This window comes from uncultured Slackia sp., from assembly GCF_944321625.1.
Lineage (GTDB): Bacteria > Actinomycetota > Coriobacteriia > Coriobacteriales > Eggerthellaceae > Slackia.
In genome coordinates this window covers 1-21578 of record NZ_CALUMA010000097.1, presented here as the reverse complement: position 1 = coordinate 21578, position 21578 = coordinate 1, and the positions used below count along the sequence as shown (strand labels likewise).

Genomic DNA, 21578 nt, shown 5'->3' with positions numbered 1-21578 from the left:
CGCGAGGGGCGCTCCCCGACGGGGGGCGCAGGGGCCGCCTTCGGGCGGCCCTTTTTGTTGCTTACGCGATTTTTCCTTCTCGCATATTTTCATTGCTATTAACGCGGTATCATTACGTTGATACATTTGGTTTGCCGTTTGATCCTGCGCATCCCGCAGGTTTTTTTATAGGGGGCTTAGCATGGTGGAAAACGCCAAAGAGCAGCGCATGAAAATCGCCGAATTGGTCGAGGCCGATTCGCATGTTCTCGGTGAAATGATTCTGAGCCTTGAAGGTGCTTCTCGCAGAACACGTCAAAACGCTGCTGCTGTTTTCTCTATTGTGGCCTCGCGCAATCCTGAGCTGCTGGTCGAGCATGTCGATTCTTTCGTGGATGCGCTCAATCGTCCTGAATCGCAGACTCGCTGGGAATGCCTCGATGTGCTTACGGCGCTCATTCCTTTGGATTCCCGTGCGTGTGAGAAGGCTATTCCTGGGGCTGAGAGCGCGTTGTTCGATGAGGGGTCCGGGCCTCTTCATCTTGCCGCCATGCGATTCCTGTGCGCCATCGGGGCAACCACGCAGGCGCGAAGCCTCAAGACGTGGCCGCTGATCGATGAAGCCATCCAGTGCTACCACGGTGATTTCGAATACCAGGATATGCTTTCAGCCGTGACAAGCTTTGCCGAGGGCAAGCTCGATCCAAGCGTTAAAGAGTCGCTCAAGGACCGTATGTCGTTTGATGCTAGCAGCGGTAAGGGTGCGCTCAAAAAGCGATCGCAGCAAATCGTCGATATTCTTTCCTAAGCTGTTTGGGCCGCCTGTGTGGCCCTTTTTCTTTGTCGCTCTTCTTTGCATGTTTCCGTATGCGGAATTCCTCGCGCTGTTTGCGAGCTCTTTGTGCTTGCATGGTATGATGCTCGGACATGTTCGGACTTCGACCGACTCGCAGGGATGCGACTCGCACAGATTGGAGCACAATATGACAAGGCATACGGTAACGCTGATTCCCGGCGATGGAATCGGGCTTGAGACAACAGCCTCGATGCGTCGCGTTGTTGAGGCCGCCGGAGTTGATATCGCATGGGAGGTGGCGGACGCTGGCGCCGCCGTCATGGAGCGGACAGGCGGCTCTCCTTTGCCTGAAGAGACGCTGGAATCCGTTCGCCGCAATAAGGTTGCTATCAAGGGCCCCATCACCACTCCCGTGGGCACGGGATTCCGCAGCGTGAACGTAGCCTTGCGAAAGACGCTCGATTTATATGCGTGCGTTCGCCCCGTTCTCTCCATTCCCGGTGCGGGCGGGCGATATGAGGATGTCGATCTTGTTGTCATCAGAGAGAACACCGAGGACTTGTACGCTGGCATCGAGTTTCCTAAGGATTCGGATGGCGCTCGCGGCTTGATTTCGTTCTGCGAAGAGCAGGGCGCTGGTCACATTCGCCCCGATTCCGGTATCTCCATCAAGCCTATTTCGGTAACGGCGACCGAGCGCATCGTGCGTTATGCGTTTGAGTATGCGTTGATGCATGGCCGCCATAAGGTGACTGCCGTGCATAAGGCCAATATCATGAAGCATTCAGACGGTCTGTTTCTCCAGGTCGCGCGCGATGTAGCCGCAGAATACGCCGGACGCATCGACTTCGACGACCGCATTGTGGATGCGTTCTGCATGAACGTTGTCATCGATCCAGCGCAGTTCGACGTCATTGTGTTCCCCAATCTCTACGGCGATATAGCAAGCGACCTTTGCGCCGGTTTGGTGGGAGGCCTGGGTATCGCTCCCGGTGCGAACATCGGTAAGGATTACGCAATTTTCGAAGCGGTGCACGGCAGCGCTCCTGATATTGCCGGAAAAGACCTATGCAATCCCACGGCAGAGATTCTTTCGGCTGCGATGATGCTTGATTATTTGGGCGAAGACGACGCCGCACGCAGGATTCGCGAAGCAGTGCGCAAGGTCTATGCCGAGGGGCGTTTCATCACGGGAGATATTCGCAAGGCCACGCGCAGCAGCGCTCCCGCCTGCAGCTGCACCGAATTCACCGATGCTTTGGTCGCGGCGCTTTCGTAAAAGAGGCCCTGTCATACCGGTTTTGCCGGAGAAGTGTGAGGAATAAATCTATGGCCGATGAACGTGAAACCCTCCTCGTCGATGGGTCGTCATATACCATCTATCCGACGTCCGCCGTCGAAGGGGCGGAGAAGTTGCCGTATTCGCTGCGCATTCTTCTCGAGAACATTCTTAGAACCGTGAGCGATGAAGATGCACGCAATGCCTATGTCCAGCGCCTTCTGGAGGCGGGCCTTTCTGGCGCGCAGGGAGGCGAAATCGAATACATGCCGGCCCGTGTGCTGCTGCAGGATTTTACCGGCGTGCCGGTTTTCGTCGATCTTGCCGCGATGCGCGAGGCGGCGCAGAAGCTGGGTGCCGATCCGGCGCGCATCAATCCGCGTATCCCGCTCGATTTGGTCATTGACCATTCCGTCATCGCCGACGTGGCATGCTGCCCGGAGGCGCTTGAGCGCAACATGGAGATGGAGTTTGCACGAAATGGCGAGCGCTATCGCTTTTTGAAATGGGCTCAGGATTCGTTTGAGAACGTGCGCATCGTGCCTCCTGGGTCGGGCATCTGCCATCAAATCAATGTAGAGCGTTTCGCTACCTGCACGATGACAAGCGAGCAGCCCGACGGATCGACCGTCGCCTATTTCGATACGGTGGTGGGAACGGACAGCCATACCACCACGGCAAACGGAATCGGCGTGCTGTCGTGGGGCGTTGGCGGCATCGAGGCCGAGGCGGCCTGCCTGGGCCAGCCCATCACCACCCTTGTGCCCCGCGTTGTGGGCGTGCGCCTGACCGGCGAATTGTGCGAGGGCGTTTCGGCTATGGATGTGGCCCTGCGCTTCGCTCAGATGCTGCGCGCCAAAGGCGTTGTCGGCGCGTTCGTCGAATGCTTCGGCGAGGGCGTGCGTACGCTCTCGGCGACGCAGCGTGCCTGCATCGCAAACATGACTCCGGAATACGGATGCACGTGCACGTTATTCCCCGTTGATGACAAGACGATTGAATACTTGCGTCTCACGGGGCGCTCCGGCCATCAGGCGGCGCTGGTCGAGGCGTTCGCACGCGCCCAGGGCATGTGGCTTGATGACGCGGAACGCGTGTATTCGGAGGTTATCGAGCTCGATCTGGCCACTGTTGCGCCCACCCTTGCGGGTCCGAGCAGGCCGCATGACGGGTTTGATTTTGTGGACGCGAAGCGTCGTTTCGGCGAAATCTGCGCGGAGCGCGGGCTCGATGCCGCAGCTTCTGCATCCGTCGAATTCGATGGCAAGCCGTACGACCTCACGCATGGGGCGATTGCTATCGCAGCAGTGACGAGCTGCACCACCGCTACCGATCCCGCCATGATGCTCGCATGCGGCCTGGTTGCGAAATACGCTCGCGAGCGCGGCCTTTCCGCCAAACCGTGGGTCAAGCGCGTGATGGCGCCGGGAAGTCATGCGACGCAGCTGATGCTCGAGCGTGCGGGGCTTGCCGAGCCTCTAGCTGAACTCGGCTTTTCGACCTGCGGATTCGGCTGCATGAGCTGCATTGGCAATTCGGGCCCCGTGTGGCCGCAGATGCATGAGATTGCCGGCGATATCGAGCTTGCGAGCGTTCTGTCGGGCAACAGGAATTTCGAGGGTCGCATCTCGCCCGACGTGGCGCAGAACTTCCTGTGCGCTCCGGCGCTCGTCATAGCGTACGCCATTGCGGGCACGCTTGACTTCGACTTCGAACAGGAGCCTTTGGGCAAAGACGAAACGGGTGCGGATGTCTACCTGCGCGATATCTGGCCTTCCGATGACGAGGTTCAGCGTTTGCTGGAAGGCTATACCACCAAAGAGCTATTCGAGGAAGGCGGCCGCGGGCTTTACGACGGAACTGAAGCGTGGAGAAGCCTCGAAGTGGAGCCGAGCGCTCTGTTCGCCTGGGATGAGGATTCGACATACGTACGCCGTGCTCCCTATTTTGACGGGATGGCCGAAGATGCGCCGGGATTCAAGCCGGTTGAGAATGCGCGCGTTCTGGTGAACGTGCGAGACTTCATAACGACGGACCACATTTCTCCGGCAGGAAGCATTCCCGCCGACAGTCCCGCCGCGCGCTATCTGGAGGAGCGCGGCATCGAGCCCGCCATGTTCAACACCTACGGAAGCCGCCGAGGCAATCACGAGGTGATGGCCCGCGGAGGATTCGGCAACGTTAAGCTCAAGAACCTGCTTGCCGACGGCAAGAGCGGCGGCTGGACGCGGAATTTCATTGACGGCAAGGTCGAACCCATCTTCGACGCTTCTTGCGCATATGACGAGGCGAACGTCCCTCTCGTGGTGCTTGCCGGCAAGATGTACGGAAGCGGCTCGTCGCGCGACTGGGCGGCGAAGGCCCCGCTGCTGCTGGGCGTGCGTGCCGTTCTTGCCGAGAGCTTCGAGCGCATCCACCGTTCGAATCTTGTGGGCATGGGTATTCTGCCGCTCCAATTCGAAGAGGGCCAGAGCGTGGAATCGCTGGGGCTTGACGGCACCGAGCTTTTCTCGATTGAGCCCATCGATTTCGGGTCGGGAGAGCCGCGTCTGCCGCAACCTCGCGTCGTAAGGGTATCGGCTACGCAACAAGATGGCTCGAAGAAGGAGTTTAACGCTATAGTGAGGGTTGATACGCCCACCGAGGGCGCTTACATGGCGCACGGGGGTATTCTGCAGTACGTGCTGCGACAGCTTGCGGCGAATGCCTAAAGCGGTCAGCAGCTGCACGAAGAGAAAGGGTAAACAGGACTTAATGTCCTGTTTAGTCCCAAACTGGGAGCGAGGCTTGTCCTCGCGACACGCTGCTGAGCGCGAAGTGATCAGCAGCTGCACGAAGAGAAAGGAAACGCATGTCAGGCAACCAAAATCCGTTTTTCACCATCCTGGGCGGTGATCCGTTCGGCGTGGGTGGCGATTCGGGTCAAGGCCCTGGGCAGCAGATGCCTCACGTCGATTTCAAGTCGACGGAAGAGTATCGCCAGATCAAAGACAAGTTCTCCAATATGGGGAGAAAGGCCATCATCGTCAGCATCATCGTGGCGATTCTCGTGCTGGCGGTGGCGTACTGGTGGTTCCATCCGCCCATCAACATCCACAGCACTGATACGTGGGCGTTTGTCACCGTGTTCGTCCTGCTGCCCACGTTCCTCATCTTCCGCATGCGCCATCGCGCCTATAAGAACGGCACCGACAAGGTGAGCCCGAACGCGGGCAAGGCTAAGGCCTTCAAGTTCCTGTCGTTTATTCCCGTGGCGGTGTTCGCGCTTGTGCTGGTGGGCGCGCTGCTTTCGACGACGTTCTTCCCGGGCAACGCCTCGAAGTACGCCAACGTGCTGCAGACCCAGGATTCGACGTTCGCCGACGACATCCAGCAGGTCGACTACAACGAGATTCCCGTCATCGACCGTGACTCTGCCGTGCTTCTGGGCAACCGCACGATGGGCACGATGTCCGACCTGGTCAGCCAGTTCGAGATCTCGCCCCTGTACAGCCAGATCAACTACCAGAACCATCCGGTGCGTGTGAGCCCCCTGGGCTACGCCGATCTGTTCAAGTGGCTGCAGAACCGCGAACAGGGCATCCCGGCCTACGTCATCGTGGACATGACCACGCAGGACGCCCAGGTGGTGCGCCTCGAAGAGGGCAAGACCATCAAGTACTCCGAGAGCGAGCCCCTGGCGCGCAACATCGACCGCTATGTGCAGCTCAAGTACCCCTTCTATATGTTCGGTGAGAAATCGTTCGAAATTGACGACGAAGGCAACGCGTGGTGGATCTGCCCTGTGCGCGACTTCACGATCGGCCTGTTCGGCGGCGAGACCATCAGTCGCGCGGTCATGGTGAACGCCGCGACCGGCGAGTGCCAGGACGTGGCCGTGTCCGAGGTTCCCAACTGGGTTGACCACGTGTATCCGGCCGACCTGCTCATCAAACAGTACAACTGGTCGGGCGCCTACGCCAACGGCTGGATCAACAGCTGGCTCGGCCAGAACGGCGTCGTGCGCACCACGCCCGGCAACGATGGCCAGCTGGGTTACAACTACATCGCGAAGGACGACGACGTGTGGGTGTACACCGGCGTTACGTCGGCCACCGGCGACGATTCCATCGTGGGCTTCGTGCTCATGAACCAGCGCACCGGCCAGAGCAACTTCTATTCGGTTTCCGGCGCCACCGAGACTTCGGCCATGGCATCGGCCGAGGGCCAGGTGCAGCAGATGCGCTACACCTCCACGTTCCCTATCCTCATCAATGTGAACGACCGTCCCACGTACTTCATGGCGCTTAAAGACGGTGCCGGCCTGGTGAAGATGTACGCGATGGTGGACATCGAGAGCTATCAGAACGTCGCGGTGGGCGATTCGGTGGAGGAGACCCAGAAGTCCTACATCTCCATGATCGGTGCGAGCGGCGCAACGAGCTCGGGCGAGGGCTCTGCTGAGGGCGCGGCGTCTACGACGGGCGTGATCGCCACGGTGGCGCAGGCCGTGGTCGATGGCAATTCGCACTTCTACGTGACGCTTGAGGGCGACTCGCGCATCTTCGACTTCGCGCTGCCCGGTATGGTGGAGATCGTGGCTTACGGCGTGGGCGACACCATCACCATCGAGTTCTCCGAGGGCGATCCGCTGTGTGCCGTCCAGGGGTTCTCGGGCGAGTCGGCAACCGATTCCGCCGAAGGCGGCGCAACCGGCGACTCCGGCGATGCAGGCACCTCGGATGCTGAAGCGGGCGATGCCTCCACTGCATCCGGCGATGCTGCGGAGGGCGAGTCGGCCGCTCAGGGCGAGCAGCCCGCTTCCGACACCCAGGAGCAGGCTGCATAATTTGGATGCTTCCTCTATGCTCTACGGGCCCCGGCGGGAATCGCTCTCGCCGGGGCCCTCTTTCGTTCTTTCATGGAGGAGGCGAGGAGAGAGGGCTCTTGAGGAAATATTGTCTCTTGACGTAAGGATTTAAGCCGCTACAATATCTCCTTGCGTCTGAATGGGCGCACTGGATACATATAGTTCCGCTGCCGAAGACAGCAGGCACCGTTAAGGTTTAATCGCGAAAGCGGCCAGCCGAGGTGGATCGCCAATACGATTGTGCGGCCCCCGCGTCTTCGACCGGGGGCCTCTTTTCGTTCTGCGAAAACGGCCCACCATCATCGTGGCGGAGCGTTCGAGCAGATCGAAAAGGAGGTGAATCGTTATGCCGAACAAGCAGAATGTCGAAAACGTTGCGAAGATCGCAGAGCAGCTGGAGGGCATTACCGCCATGTGGGTCGTCGATTACCGCGGCCTCACGGTGAAGGAGTCCGAGGCGCTGCGTCGCAGCCTGCGCGAGTCCGACGCTGTCATGGGCGTGTACAAGAACACCCTGATGCGTCTGGCCATGGAGAACGCCGGTCTGCCCTCGATGGGTGATGTGCTCTCCGGTCCGTCCGCTTTCATCTTCGCCGAAGGTGATCCGGTCGCTTCCGCGAAGGCCGTGAAGGAATTCGCCGCCAAGAACGACAAGCTGGTCATCAAGGGCGGTGTCATGGAAGGCACCGTGTACGATGCAGCTCAGGTCGAGGCCATCGCGTCTCTGCCGTCTCGCGAGCAGCTGTACGGTCAGCTGGCTGGCCTCATCAATGGCTTTGCCCGCCGTATCGCCGTCTCTATCAACGGTGTGCCGGCCGGTATGGCTCGCGCGCTCAAGCAGGTTGCGGAGCAGAAGCCCGCTGCCTAGCATTTCGTCGCGCGTGCAAGCGTGCGGCATAGGCGCGCCGATGCGCGCCGCCTGACAATGAAAACCTCCCTGAACGATTCAGGGAACCAAGGAAGGAAAGAACAATGGCCAAACTGACCACTGAAGAGATCATTGATGCCCTTAAGGAAATGACCCTGCTCGAGGCTTCCGAGCTCGTCGACGCCATCTGCGAGACCTTCGGCGTTTCCGCCGACGCTCCTGCTGCCGTGGCTGTTGCCGCTGCTCCGGCTGAGGCCGCCGAGGAGAAGACCGAGTTCGACGTCGTGCTCGAGGGCTTCGGCGACAACAAGATCGCCGTCATCAAGGTTGTCCGCGAGATCACCGGCCTGGGCCTGAAGGAGGCCAAGGAGCTGGTCGAGGGCGCTCCCAAGCCCGTCCAGGAGGGTGTTGCCAAGGACAAGGCCGAGGAAATCAAGACCAAGCTGGAAGAGGCCGGTGCTGCTGTTACCCTGAAGTAACACATGCTCAACGTGCTTTTTACCGTTGCGTAACGCAAAAAGGGTCGGGGCAGACGCCTCGGCCCTTTTTCGCGTATAGTGGCACAAATACGGACGCTGCAACGATAGGTGGTCGGCATGGAACGTGGGTATCTGGCGCGTACGTGGCGCTGTGTAAAGTCAACGAAACACTGGTTCGCAAAGCTAGGGCTTTTAGGGCTCATCGCCATGATTCCCATATTCGGCGCCATCGTGGTGTCGGGGTATCTGTACGGGTGGGCGCGCGATGCGGCCTGGCGCATGGATAACCCGCTTCCTGCGCGCATCTTTGGCAACGAGGACGGCATGCTGTACAAACGCGGTTTGTTCGCCGTTGTGATTTCGGTTGTTCTTACGGTGGTGGTGTCGATCGGCGCGTTCGTATTCCTCTGGGCCTTCGGGTTCGCGTCGGTCGGGGTGTCGTCGGTTTTCGCGCATATCCTGCCTGACCAGGCGGTGTCGTTCCTTTCTGCGCTGGCGATTCCTTCCCTTGTCGGCGTATTCGGATTGTTTCTCGCTTGTGTTGTCCTTCTGTTTGGCGTGCAATTCTTCATCTGGGTCGGCTCGATGCGCATGAGCATCTACGGCACGCTTTCGTCGGGGTTCCAGTTTTCTCGAGCATGGGCCATGATTCGGAAAAACCCGTCCGGCCTGTTCAAAATCTTCCTCGGCCAGTTGCTTGCCTCCTTCGCGGTCGGATTCGTCATCGCCATCGTGTGGTGCGTCGTGCTGTTCGTGGGCGTGTTCGTGTCGATGTTCGTGGCGGGAACCATCGATTATTCGGGGTCGTACGGTTCGGCTATCGGAGGGGTCACCGCCATCGGCACGATTGCGGCGGTGTTCTTGGCGCTCTGCGTTGCTTACCTGACGTTTTTCTCGTCAGTCCTCGTTCAGCTGTTCGTGTGCCGATCGCTGGGATATTGGACGGCGGATTTTGATGTTGCCGCATGGGGGTCTCAGGACGATCCTTTGCCATGCGAAAGAATGGGCAGGGGAATGGCCGATGCGGGAAGATAAGACGAACGCCATGCGCCTGCTCGACGCCCACGGCGTCGCGTATACGTGTCGTTTCTACAATGACGACCTCGCTCTTTCAGGGGTTGAAGTGGCGCGTACATTGGGACAAGACCCCGATTGCGTGTTCAAGACGCTCGTCACCGTGGGCAAAAGCGGCGAGCATTACGTGTTCATGATTCCCGTAGCCTGTGAGCTTAATCTTAAGAAGGCTGCCGCCGTCGTAGGCGAGAAAAGCGTGGCGATGGTGAAATCCAAGGAGCTGCTGCCCCTGACGGGATACGTGCACGGAGGGTGCAGCCCCATCGGCATGAAGAAAAAATTCGTGACCTGCATCGACGAGACGGCGACGCTCTTCGATCGGATTATGTGCTCGGGAGGGCGTATCGGGTGCCAGCTCGAACTTGATGTGGACGACTTGATCAGAACGGTAGATGCCAAGGTGGGCGATTTGACGGCGTAGGTGTTGCGCTCGGTGATTATGGGGGCGTTCGAGCATCGGTCGATAGGGTGCGTCCCATGGGAATTGAGCGCAAGCTGAAAGAAAATCAAAATACTTCTTGCATTGATGCTGAAGCTTTGCCATAATGTGCGGGCTGCTTTTTATATGTCCCCATAGTCTAGAGGTCAGGACGCGGCCCTTTCAAGGCTGAGACACGGGTTCGATTCCCGTTGGGGGCACCATTTGAATTTAGGGCGAACTCGAAGGGGCTCGCTTTTTTTGTTTTCAGGCTCCGATAACGACATGGCCGATTCGCTCTTCATAAGAACAAATGTTTGTTTTCCGGGAAGCTCCGAGCAATCTGCGCTACAATAGATTCGAATGACATCAAGGAGGCAGCGTGGATCATGTAATTCTGATGCCGGGGCAGGCGGCGGTCGAGTCGTTTCGAAAGCATGCGGCAAAACGGCGAGACGCATTGTCTTTCGGCGCAACAGTGACAACCCCTGCGTCGTGGCTCGCCGAGCTGTGGGACGTGTGGGGCGACGAACGCTCCATCGCATCGAAATCCCAACGTTCGCTCGGCCTCTTCAAGGCGCTGGATGAAATACCTCAGCTTTCTTCGTCATCGGGCATGGCTGCCATGCTTATGCGTTTGGCGAATGAGGGTCTTGGCACGCGCGAACTCGATGACGCCCTTGATGGCAGGCTCAATCTCGAGGAATCGTTCGGTCCGCTGCTCTCGGCCATGCGCGCATACGAGAGCGTCCTTGGGGCGGCAAACCTGGTCGACCCCGGAAGGGCATGGGGCGAGCTTTCAAAGCAAAACGTAATCTTTCGTCCGACGCAGGTACGTGTTGTCGCCATGGACGCGCCTGCCTCATTGGTCGCATTCTGCGAATCGCAGTCCGAAATCATGCTGAAAACAGATGGTGCTGCACAGGTTGCTCCTGCAAAGGAGGGCGTTCGCATCCGTTTTGCGTTTCCCGCCGGCTTCTACGCTCAGCCGTTGCTTCTGTGCGACCTGGTGGAAGACATGCTTCGGGAAAACTGCTCCGACAGCGGCGTGATTATTACGGCGCGTGACCCCCTTTCTGTATACGAATCGATCGCCGCGCCTGCGGCTTGGAGATCTCTTTCGGTAGCTTTCGAAGGAAGCGTGCCGTTTGCTGCGACAGATTTCGGCAAAGCCGTTCTGCACGTGCGCGACATTGTGGCTACCGAAAATAACGTTGCGTGCTGCACCGACTTTCTTTTGAATCCGTTTTCGGGCGTATCGAGCGATGTGGCGTATGCGTTTGATGCATGGGCTCGCGCCGATCGTCTGGTCACTCAGGAGGCGTGTGTCGAATACGTGCGCTCCGCATGCTCCGCCTTCGATTACTTTGAAGAGCTTATCTCCTCGCCCGATGCGAGCATTCTTGCGGGCGTGTTCGAAGATCGCATGCGTTCTATGGCAAACGTCAGCGAGGCGTATCGCGCCGAGCAGCTTGCGGCGCTTGGCGCATTTCGTTCTCTGACGGAAGACGCGCGTCTCCTGGGCGTCGGCATGGATACGTGCTTTGCCGCGCTCGAAGGAGCGAAGGTGCCTTCTTCGCGAGCCATGGGAACTGGAAATCCGCAGGTGCGTATCATGGGGCAGCGTCAAGCGGCATTGCTGGGACCTGAGTCGTGCGGGGGCGTTGTTATGTGCGACATGACAAGCGACGCCTATCCGCTGAAAGAGCATTCGGATGCAGCGACGGCGCTTGTCGAGGCGGTGGGCATCGGCGTCGTTCGTTCTTCCCTCAATGACGCGCGGCGTCTGTTTGCTTCGGTCGTGATGCTGCCCAAACACACGCTTGTCATCGAGCGCTGCCTGAACAATGTGGATGCGGCGGCGACGTATCCCGCTGCTGTCGTGGAAGAATTCGTCGACCTTTATAGGGATGACCCGACCGACGCCGACGAAGTGGATAACCGCTATTCGCTTCCTAAATGTTTCTTTGATTCAATCGTGGAGCGCGGTGAGGAAAGCTTATATGAAAACAGCGCCGTTGCGCACGGGAGTCAGCCGACGACCCTTTTGGACGAAAAGCCTTCAATCGGACGCGTCGAGCAACGCTCTTTACCACAGCTTGTCTTGCCGCGCCTTCTTCCTAAGGGCGGTGTGCTTGACGCTCCGTGCTTCTCCGCCTCGCAGATCGAAAGCTATCTCGAATGCCCGCAGAAATGGTTTTCGTCGCGACGGCTGCGTCTGGATGAGCTCGATGAGGGGTTTGGCGCTGTGGAGATGGGCGATTTCTCCCATTGTGCGCTAGAACGGTTCTATCGGCGCTTTCAAGATGAGGCCGCTCCCAAGGTCACCGTTGAGCTTTTGCCGCGTGCGCGCGCGATCATGCGCGAGGTCATCGATGCGCTCGTCTCCGAGCAGGCGGAGCGCGCGCCGTCCAGCAATCGACTGGTGCCGACGAACGAGCTGGAGCGTCGACAGGTTCAGGAGCTCGCATCGCGCCTTTTGTCATATCTCGACCGCGAGGCATGCTTGCTGCCCGGCTTCCGTCCGGCTCATTTCGAGTATGAAATACCGGTGACGGGGGCTGTCGATTATGCCGGATACAAGCTCATAGGCGCTATCGACCGCATCGACGTGGATGATTCAGGCCATGCGGTGATCATCGATTACAAGAGCACGCTCTCGGACGATTATGACTTGTACGACGCGCAGGGGGAAGAGCGCGGTGGCAAAGTGCAGGCGCTTATCTATGCGCAGGCGGTGCGCCGGCTTCTTGGCCTTGACGTGCTGGGCGCCATCTATGTGAGCTATGGCCGCGCTGCAAAGGTGTCGGGCGCTATTGACATGCGCCTCGAGCCGCTTCACGTGCCGGGCGTCAAGGCACAGGCGTGCACGTTTACGCACGGCCCTTTGTCGGATCTGCTCGATTCTACCGAGCAGCGTGTCGCCGAGGCCCTGGATAGGCTTCTTTCCGGCGATATCGCCCCCTGCCCTGCACGCAAGGGGGCATGCTCGTGGTGTCCCGAAATATCTTGTCCGCAACGACGAGGATAGACGGTATGGATTTCAGTACGTTCAAACCAGGACAGCTTGCCTGCGTGACGACGCTCGATGCGCCCGTTGCCGTGTCGGCGGGGGCGGGAAGCGGCAAGACGTTCACGCTCACCCAGCGTATTGCCTGGGCGCTCATGGAAGGGTCCGCTCAAAACGACGACAGCTTTTTGAACGGCATCGATGAGGTGCTTGCAATCACCTTCACCGAGAAGGCAGCGGGCGAGATCAAGGCTCGCGTGAAGAGCGTTCTGCGCGCCGAGGGCATGGCATCGGAGGCGCTCAAAGTCGACGCAGCGTGGATTTCGACCATCCACGGAATGTGCTCACGCATCCTTCATTCCCATGCGGTGCAGCTGGGACTCGACCCTTCGTTCGGAGTGCTTGACGAGGCACAGGCCAATCGCCTCATGGACGAGGCGATTGAGGAGGCGCTTGCCGGCGCGAACGAATTCGTTGAGCCGTGCGGAACGGACGCGCTGTTCGCGGAGTTCAGGGCGAGGTCGGGCGAAGCGTTCAACTCCTCTTCGGTGGAAGACATGGTGCGCACCCTGGTTCGCTGCGCCGTGGCAAGTCCTCGGGGTTTTTCCTGCTTTGCCGCGCAGCCGCCGGCGCGTTCGGCCGGGATGCTCCTGCGGGGCTTGACGGAGACGATGCGGGAGCTGCACGATTTGACGGTGGCGCAAAAGCCCGGCAAGACGCGCGATGCGTGGCTGCAGAAAGCCGAGGCGTTCCTCGAGGATGCGGATGCGGCGTTCGAATCCGGAGAAGTCGGGACGAAAGCGCTTATCGATCTTTTCGAGGCATGCCCTTTTCCTTCCGCCGGTTTTGGCGGAAAGGAATTCAAGGAGCGCGCCAAGGAGGCCCAGGGTGCATGCGTCGCGCTTGCGACGGAGGCGAAGCATCTCATTGCGCTGCCTCTTCTGGACGAGCTGATGGCGCTTTCCCATCGCGCCTTCGACGGGTATTGTCGACGCAAGCGCGATGCGGGCATGATGGACAACGACGACCTGCTCATCGAGACGGCAAGGGCGTTGGAACGCGACGATATAGCGCAGGAGTTCGCGGATAAGTTCAAGCTTGTCATGGTGGACGAATTCCAGGATACCGATCAGCTTCAGGTGGACATGATCACAAAGCTTTCGGGGCCGGGTGCGTGTCGCCTGTGCACGGTGGGCGATGCCCAGCAGAGCATCTATCGGTTCCGAGGTGCTGATGTGGCGGTGTACAAGCGTCGGCTCGACGCAGTGCGAAACGCCAATCCATCGGGCATGATTACGCTGCCTGACAACTTCCGCAGCCACGGTGACGTGCTCAAGTTCGTGGACCGCATTTTCGGGCAGCCCCAGGTGTTCGGTGACGAATTCATGTCGCTTGCCGCCTCGAGGAAAGAGCCGGTCAAGAATCCGTATCAAGGCGGCCGGCGCATCGACGTGCTTCTGACGACCCATCCAAGCAGGGGCGGCGTGAACAGCGCCCTGGCTCGTCGTATAGAGGCGGCGCGCATCGCTCGCCGTCTTTCCGAACTTCGCCAGGCCGGGCATCGAGCGGGAGACATGGCGGTGCTGCTAGGGCGCATGACCAACGCCGACGTATACGCTGATGCTTTGAGGGCGGAAGGGTTCGCATGCGTCATCGCGGGCGGGTCGGTGTTCGCTTCGGCTCCGGAGACGGGCATCATGCTCAGGTTGGCGCAGGTCATCGCTAATCCTCGCGCCACGGCGGCGCTTTTCGAGCTTTTGGCGAGCGACATGTTCGCTCTTTCGGCCGATGATTTCATCGAGCTGTCGACGAAGCTCGATGAAAAGCGCGGCGTGCCGCGGAGACGAGGCTTGTACGAGGGGTTCGTTGCCTTGGAAGATGCGGTTGATGCCGACGCTTGTGTGAGTGCTCCCTTGGCGCATGCGGTGAGCGTGGTGCGCGGGCTGGCGTCCAAGGCGGGTCGTGTGCCCATGGCACGCATCATGGAGGATGCCGTGCGCGCTTCGGGCTGGCTTGCCCGGTTGGATTCGCAGGGGGCAGAGGGGCTGTCTATCGCTGGAAACGTGATGAAGGCGATCCGCCTCGTGGGTGATATCGAATCCGACAATGCTTTCGGTCCCGCGGAAACCGTTCGTGCGTTCGAGGCGCATCTAGCGTTGTCCAAGGAGGCTCCGGGTGCGCTCTCGGCAAAGGGCGGTGACTTCGTGAGCATCATGACCGTACACGCGAGCAAAGGACTTGAATTCCCCATCGTGGCGGTTGCGGAGATGGAACGCGGCAAGAAGGGCGGGGGAGGAGGCCTTTCCTGCGAGGTGGTCGAGGGGAAGGCGTATGCCTCGCTTTTGCCCGATAAATCCGTTGCTGACCGTGGCGGCCTATGGGTGAACAAGAAGGCCCCGGAAGGATACGGGGTGCTTCCCGAATACATCGATGGTGCGTCCCCCGCGGATGTCGAGCATGCTTCCGACCCCCTGACGCGCGCCTGCGCGATGCGGGCTTACGCCGAGCAGCAGGAGGCTCAGGAGCGCAGGCGGCTTCTCTATGTCGCGCTTACGCGCGCAAAGGAGGCGCTCGTTTTCGCTATGACCACGACAGGCAGGGCGTCGGGCTTTACGTCCGGCGCGGATCACGGCGTCTACGACGACGTGCGCAGCGCACTGTGCGGCGTAGAGGACTTCGCTTCGGGGGATACGATGGTGGACTTCGGAGGGTCTACGCTGGCATTGGTGAGCAGGCTTGATGCGGCCGAAGAAGACGTCGTTTCTTTTCTGGGCGAAGACGCTTTGCTTGAGCTGTCGTCTCAGGCGAGTGCGACCGAGGACGATGGCGGGGAAGCGTCGGGTGCTGCGCATCCCGATGGAAAGCCTGCAGTGCCGTTTGCCATCCCCAATCTCGACGCGGAGGCGGACGATTCTTTCGAAGAGAGGCCGTGGAGGTCGAGCCGCCTTGACGTGACGAGCTATTCCGCACTTGCCCAAGGAGACGATCGTTCGGATGGTGGAGATGCCGTTTCAGGGGATGCTGCATGCGAGGGCGACGAGGACGATGCGTTTTGGGATGCGCTTTGCGCGAGCCTTTCCGCAGATGCGGATAAGGCGACCGACGTGGGCACGGCGTTCCATCTCCTGGCTCAGCGCATGGTGGAGAGCAGGGAGGGCAATCGCCTTGTCGTGCCTGATGGCCAGGCAATCGACCGCGTTGCCATGCGCCATGGATTGGGAAGCTGCGCAAAAGGCCGCCTGGAAAAGGCCCTGCGCCGATGGGCGGCGAGCGACATAGCAACAGACGTGGCCCAGCGCGCCTTCATGTGCGCCGAGGTCCCGTTCTTTGTGGAAGTGGGTGCGAGCCTGGGAGGCGCGTCGTTCTATCTCGAAGGATCAATCGACCTTTTCGCTTACGACGCGCAGGGCTCGGGTCGGGCGTGCATCGTGGACTACAAGACAGGCGGTTCGCCCGATGAGAGCGATTCGCTCCTTGAGACAAAGCATGAGCTTCAAGCGGTCTGCTATGCCTACGCAACGCTTTTGCAGGGATACGGCTCTGTGGACGCGACGTTCGTGCGCGTGGAGCAGGAACGCCGTGATGCTTCGGGTCAGCCCCAATGTGTCCGCTACCATTTCGATGCGTCCGACCTTCTTATGCTCGAGAAGCGCATCGTTGACGCTTACGCACAAAGCGGCGGGAAATAAGGAGTGCATCATAGCGACGCCTCGTGCGTATCGAATTGTCGATATGCATGAGGCGTATAGCAGCTTTATAACGCGTGGGGCTACTTTCCCAGTTCTTCCTTGAGGAGGGGAATAAGCTTTTCAAACGTGTGATCGACCGATTTTTTCTTGAGTTCGCATTCCCAGATCACATGAACGTGCCAGCCATCAGCCTGCAGCGCCTCGAGGTTGCGCGCATCCCGTTCCACGTTGCGCTTGAACTTGGGAATCCAGTAGTCCTGGTTCGACTTGGGCATCGATGGATTGCAGTGTGGGCAGCGGTGCCAGAAGCACCCGTTAATCATGATGCACACGCGCTTTCCAGGCCAGGCCACATCAGGCCTTCCGGGCGCCTTCCACTGCAGTCGATAGCCATCCAGGCCCGCCTCGCGAAGCTTTTGCCGCACAATCAGCTCGGGCTTGGTGTCTTTGCCCTTGTTGCCCCGCATGCTGTTGCGCACCGCCTGAGGTATAGCGGCAAGAGGACGAGCCGGCGCGGCAAGCAACGCGCGCGTCGATCGGCTGGAAGAAAGCGTGAGGGAACGATGCTCTTTCCGTGCGGCAACGTGCCACGGCCCCTTTCTGCCGGATTTCCTGATGCGATACGGCATGGGCTTGTCGCCGCGACCCATGCGCTCGGCGCAGGCGCGGCAGAGCGCGGCGGTTCTCGTGGGGTCGAATCGCTTCGTGCGCCAACTCGTGGGTGCATCCGCGCTGTTATTCCGCGTTGCCACGGGAACCCTTTATATAGGAGATGATGAACGAGATGCCCGCGACGGTGAGCGCAAAGCCCAGGCCCGTATAGAAGAAGGCGATGAACCATTCGGGCAGCACGCCGCTCATGCGCAGTGCGATGCCGCCACCCATCATGATTGCCATGATGATATAGCCCTTACGGTCGAAAAAGTGCCAGATGTGTTTGCGGTCTTCTTCAAACCCGCGGATGCGCTCCGCATGCTTGCGCACAAGCTTCTGGAACACGAACACGTGGAAGAGGATGAAGACTACCAACGTGAGCGCGAGCACCCACCACACGAGGTGATCGTGCGTGATGACGCCCACACCGATGTTGGCGATATTGCCGCCCGCCACAATCCAAACGATGCCGGCGACCAGAAGGAGCTTTTCGGTCGAGATTTTCATGGGCGCGATTATAAGCCCTTCGCTGCGGAATGGCGCGGTTGGGGTCCAAGCCGGGCGGTTATGCGCGAAACAAACGGATTTGCGTTTCCCCGGACAAGCCTCTGGCTTTGTGTGAACGACGCGAGGTTGCGCTGCAAGCCGCTTGCCTTTTCGCAGCCCGTTCACCGAGCATGCGCGCACGGATATGCGCGCAAGGCACTTTGCCCGCCTAAAGCGTCGCGTCCTGCTGATAATATGCCCTACGTTCCGGTTTCAACCGAAGGGGCGATTGCGCCCTGAGTATGGGGGTTATGCGAAGGCGCGCGTCGTGCTGCGCTCGCATCGTGCATGCCATAAAAGAACAGGAGTGAAATATGGCGAGGGAACTCAAGTCCATGGACGGAAACAACGCCGCCGCGTATGTTTCCTATGCGTTCACCGAGGTCGCTGGCATCTATCCGATCACGCCGTCGAGCCCGATGGCCGACTTTGTCGACCAGTGGGCGGCAAACGGCAAGAAAAACATCTTCGGCACCACTGTCAAAGTGTGCGAGATGCAGTCCGAAGGCGGCGCTGCCGGTACGGTTCACGGCTCGCTCGCCGCAGGCGCCCTTACCACGACGTATACGGCATCCCAGGGTCTGCTGCTCATGATTCCCAACATGTACAAGATCGCGGCGGAAATGCTTCCGGCTGTGTTCCATGTGAGCGCCCGTACGGTTGCGACGCATGCGCTGAGCATCTTCGGCGACCATTCTGACGTCATGGCATGCCGCCAGACCGGTTTCGCGATGCTGGCCGAGACGAACGTCCAGGAAATTATGGACCTCTCTGCCGTCGCTCATCTCGCCGCCATCAAGGGCGGGGTTCCGTTCATCAACTTCTTCGACGGATTCCGCACCTCCCATGAGGTCCAGAAGATTGCCGTCTGGGATTACAACGACCTGGCGGAGATGTGCGACATGGACGCCGTGAAGGCGTTCCGCGCCCATGCCCTCAACCCCGAGCGTCCGTCTATGCGCGGCAGCCATGAGAACGGCGACATCTTCTTCCAGCACCGCGAGGCGTGCAACACGCACTATGCGGCTCTGCCCGCCGTGGTCGAAGATTACATGCATCAGGTGAATGCCAAGCTGGGCACCAACTACGAGCTGTTCAACTACTACGGTGCCCCCGACGCTGAGCGTGTGATCGTGGCCATGGGCTCGTTCTGCGATGTGGTGGAAGAGGTCGTGGACTACCTCAACGCCCAGGGCGAGAAGGTGGGCCTGGTGAAGGTGCGTCTGTACCGTCCCTTCGTGACCGACAAATTCGTGGCAGCGCTGCCTAAGACCGTCAAGAAGATCGCGGTCATGGACCGCACCAAGGAGCCTGGCAGTGTGGGCGAGCCTCTGTACATGGACGTGGTCAACGCGCTCGTGCAGGAAGGCGTTAGCGGCCTGAAGGTCTGCGGCGGCCGCTACGGCCTGAGCTCCAAGGACACGCCGCCTTCGTCGGTGTTCGCTATCTACAAGGAGCTTGAGAAGGACGAGCCTGCGCGCGAGTTCACGGTGGGCATCGTGGACGATGTGACCCACCTGTCGCTTCCCGAAGATCCCGTAAGCCCCAATACGGCAGCTGCCGGCACCATCGAATGCAAGTTCTGGGGTCTGGGCGGCGACGGCACCGTGGGCGCCAACAAGAACTCCATCAAGATCATCGGCGACCACACCGACAAATACGTGCAGGCGTACTTCCAGTACGACTCCAAGAAGACCGGCGGTGTTACCGTAAGCCATCTGCGCTTCGGCGATTCCCCCATCAAGAGCGCTTACTACATCAACAAGGCCGACTTCGTGGCGTGCCACAACCCGTCGTATGTGACGAAGGGCTTCCGCATGGTGCAGGACGTCAAGCCTGGCGGCGTGTTCATGATTAACTGCCAGTGGACGCCCGAAGAGCTCGATCACCATCTGGACGCCGAGGCAAAGCGCTATATCGCCGCCAACGACATCCAGCTCTACACCATCAACGCCATCGACCTCGCCATCGAGATCGGCATGGGCAAGCGCACCAATACCATCCTGCAGTCCGCGTTCTTCTCGCTGGCGGGCGTTATTCCCCAGGACGACGCTATCAAATATATGAAGGATGCGGCAACCAAGTCCTACATGAAGAAGGGCCAGGAGATGGTCGATCGCAATCATAAGGCGATCGATTTGGGCGCGAGCGCATATACCCGCATCGAGGTGCCCGCCGAATGGGCTAACGCCACCGACGAGGATGCCGCCGTTGAACTCAAGGGTCGCCCCGAGCTTGTCAAGCAGGTGCGTTCGGTCATGGAGCCTGTGGGCAACATGAATGGCGACAGCCTGCCCGTGTCTGCGTTCGTGGACTATGCCGACGGCCAGTTCGAGCAGGGCGCTGCCGCCTACGAGAAGCGCGGCGTTGCCGTCAGCGTTCCCGTGTGGGATCCTGAGAAGTGCATCCAGTGCAACCAGTGCTCGTACGTGTGCCCGCATGCGACCATCCGCCCCTTCGCGCTGACCGCCGAGGAGGCAGCCGCCGCTCCCGAGTCGTGCATCCTGGTTCCCGCCAAGGGCAAGGGCGCGGCCGATTTGCAGTACACCCTCGTCATCTCGCCGCTCGACTGCATGGGCTGCGAAGTGTGCATCGGTCAGTGCCCCAGCGGCTCGCTCTCCATGGCGCCCGCGGAGAGCCAGCTGCCCCAGCAGGCCGCGTTCGGCTATTGCGTGGAGAAGGTTGCTCCCAAGCCGCAGCTCGAGGATGCGACGGTCAAGGGCAGCCAGTTCAAGCAGCCTCTGCTCGAGTTCTCCGGAGCTTGCGCCGGCTGCGCCGAGACCGCGTATGCGCGTCTGGTCACGCAGCTGTTCGGCGACCGCATGTATGTGGCCAACGCCACCGGTTGCTCTTCGATTTGGGGCGGTCCTGCCGCTACCTCGCCTTACACGGTGAACAAGGACGGCCATGGTCCTGCTTGGTCGAACTCCCTGTTCGAAGACAACGCCGAGCACGGTCTGGGAATGCTGTTGGGCTATGAGGCTGTTCGCGACACGCTGGTCGCTCGTACCGAAAAGCTGCTTGCCGCCGAAGGCGCTCCCGCTGAGGCGAAGGAAGCCGCTCAGGCATGGCTCGACTCCCGCGCCGACGCCGAGGCAAGCAAGACGGCTGCCGCCGCCTATATCGCCGAGCTCGAGAAGATCGCGGCGGGCGAGTGCGCAGAAGGTGCCGCCAACGCGCAGGCGATTCTGGATAACAAGGAATACCTGACCAAGAAGAGCGTCTGGATCTTCGGTGGCGACGGCTGGGCCTACGACATCGGTTACGGCGGTCTGGACCACGTGCTTGCTTCCGGCGAGGATGTGAACGTGTTCGTGTTCGATACCGAGGTGTACTCCAACACCGGCGGCCAGGCTTCCAAGGCTTCCAACATCGGCCAGGTTGCTCAGTTCGCCGCTGCCGGCAAGGATATCAAGAAGAAGAGCCTTGCCGAGATCGCTATGGCTTATGGATATGTGTACGTGGCGCAGGTTGCCATGGGCGCCAAGCCCGCGCAGACCGTCAAGGCCATCGCCGAGGCCGAGGCCTATCCCGGACCCTCGCTGATCATCGGCTACAGCCCCTGCGAGATGCACTCCATCAAGGGTGGCATGGCCAACTGCCAGGATGAGATGAAGCGTGCGGTTGATTGCGGCTACTGGAACCTGTACCGCTTCAATCCTGCGGCGCCGGCCGGCAAGAAGTTCATCCTCGACTCCAAGGAGCCTGCGGGCGGATACCGCGACTTCCTGATGAACGAGGCACGCTACAGCCGTCTGACCCGCGAGTTCCCCGATCGCGCCGAGAACCTCTTCGAGCGCAGCGAGGAAGCGGCCATGGAGCGTTACCAGCACTTGGTTGACCTCAAGGCGATGTACGACAAAGAATAGCTTTCTCTAAGGGGGAAGAGGAGGGGAGGTTTCCCCTCCTCTTCCCCCTTAGGAACCCCTATCTCCTC

Annotated in this window: 13 protein-coding genes and 1 tRNA gene; 12 read left to right on the top strand and 2 right to left on the bottom strand. The window is 60.0% G+C overall.

Going from position 1 to position 21578, the window contains the following annotated elements; genetic code table 11:
* Positions 1-181 precede the first annotated feature (181 nt).
* The 11 genes from Q0J60_RS08650 to Q0J60_RS08600 all read left to right on the top strand — a co-directional run bounded on the left by Q0J60_RS08650 (position 182) and on the right by Q0J60_RS08600 (position 16441).
* A complete protein-coding gene (locus Q0J60_RS08650) occupies positions 182-787 on the top strand; it encodes a hypothetical protein (protein ID WP_294440605.1) in 606 nt (201 codons plus the stop codon).
* A 175-nt stretch (positions 788-962) separates the two neighbouring features.
* On the top strand, positions 963-2054 hold the full coding sequence (locus tag Q0J60_RS08645) for an isocitrate/isopropylmalate dehydrogenase family protein (RefSeq protein ID WP_294440603.1): 1092 nt from the start codon (positions 963-965) through the stop codon (positions 2052-2054).
* 50 nt (positions 2055-2104) lie between these two features.
* A complete protein-coding gene (acnA, locus tag Q0J60_RS08640; protein ID WP_294440600.1) occupies positions 2105-4765 on the top strand; it encodes an aconitate hydratase AcnA in 2661 nt (886 codons plus the stop codon).
* A 140-nt stretch (positions 4766-4905) separates the two neighbouring features.
* Entirely contained in the window at positions 4906-6882 is a 1977-nt protein-coding gene (locus Q0J60_RS08635; RefSeq protein WP_294440598.1) for a Tat pathway signal sequence, read from the top strand.
* Positions 6883-7249: 367 nt separating this feature from the next.
* On the top strand, positions 7250-7771 hold the full coding sequence (gene rplJ / locus Q0J60_RS08630; RefSeq protein ID WP_294440597.1) for a 50S ribosomal protein L10: 522 nt from the start codon (positions 7250-7252) through the stop codon (positions 7769-7771).
* Between the two features lie 104 nt (positions 7772-7875).
* Positions 7876-8250 carry a 50S ribosomal protein L7/L12 gene (gene rplL / locus Q0J60_RS08625; protein ID WP_294440596.1) on the top strand — a complete coding sequence of 125 codons (375 nt, stop codon included), beginning with the start codon at positions 7876-7878 and terminating at the stop codon, positions 8248-8250.
* A gap of 117 nt (positions 8251-8367) precedes the next feature.
* Complete coding sequence (locus tag Q0J60_RS08620; RefSeq protein ID WP_294440593.1) at positions 8368-9285, top strand: DUF4013 domain-containing protein; 918 nt, start codon at positions 8368-8370, stop codon at positions 9283-9285.
* The gene (gene ybaK, locus Q0J60_RS08615; protein WP_294440591.1) at positions 9272-9745 is read left to right on the top strand and encodes a Cys-tRNA(Pro) deacylase; all 474 of its coding nucleotides are present in this window, start codon (positions 9272-9274) and stop codon (positions 9743-9745) included. The genes Q0J60_RS08620 and ybaK overlap by 14 nt, the downstream gene beginning before the upstream one ends.
* A gap of 146 nt (positions 9746-9891) precedes the next feature.
* Positions 9892-9966 (top strand) — tRNA-Glu (locus tag Q0J60_RS08610).
* Positions 9967-10124: 158 nt separating this feature from the next.
* Complete coding sequence (locus Q0J60_RS08605) at positions 10125-12773, top strand: PD-(D/E)XK nuclease family protein (RefSeq protein ID WP_294440588.1); 2649 nt, start codon at positions 10125-10127, stop codon at positions 12771-12773.
* A 5-nt stretch (positions 12774-12778) separates the two neighbouring features.
* Positions 12779-16441, top strand: a complete 3663-nt coding sequence (locus Q0J60_RS08600) for a UvrD-helicase domain-containing protein (protein WP_294440587.1) — start codon at positions 12779-12781, stop codon at positions 16439-16441.
* 80 nt (positions 16442-16521) lie between these two features.
* Here the strand turns inward: Q0J60_RS08600 and Q0J60_RS08595 are convergent, their stop codons facing one another.
* Both Q0J60_RS08595 and Q0J60_RS08590 read right to left on the bottom strand, forming a co-directional pair.
* Positions 16522-17193: a very short patch repair endonuclease gene (locus Q0J60_RS08595; RefSeq protein WP_294440585.1), complete on the bottom strand. Its 672-nt coding sequence runs from the start codon at positions 17191-17193 to the stop codon at positions 16522-16524.
* Positions 17177-17602, bottom strand: coding sequence for a hypothetical protein (locus Q0J60_RS08590; protein WP_294440583.1), 426 nt, complete (start codon positions 17600-17602; stop codon positions 17177-17179). Before Q0J60_RS08590 ends, Q0J60_RS08595 begins: the two co-directional genes overlap by 17 nt.
* A 353-nt stretch (positions 17603-17955) precedes the next feature.
* Between Q0J60_RS08590 and nifJ the strand changes: the two genes are divergently transcribed.
* Entirely contained in the window at positions 17956-21510 is a 3555-nt protein-coding gene (nifJ, locus tag Q0J60_RS08585; RefSeq protein ID WP_294440581.1) for a pyruvate:ferredoxin (flavodoxin) oxidoreductase, read from the top strand.
* Positions 21511-21578 lie beyond the last annotated feature (68 nt).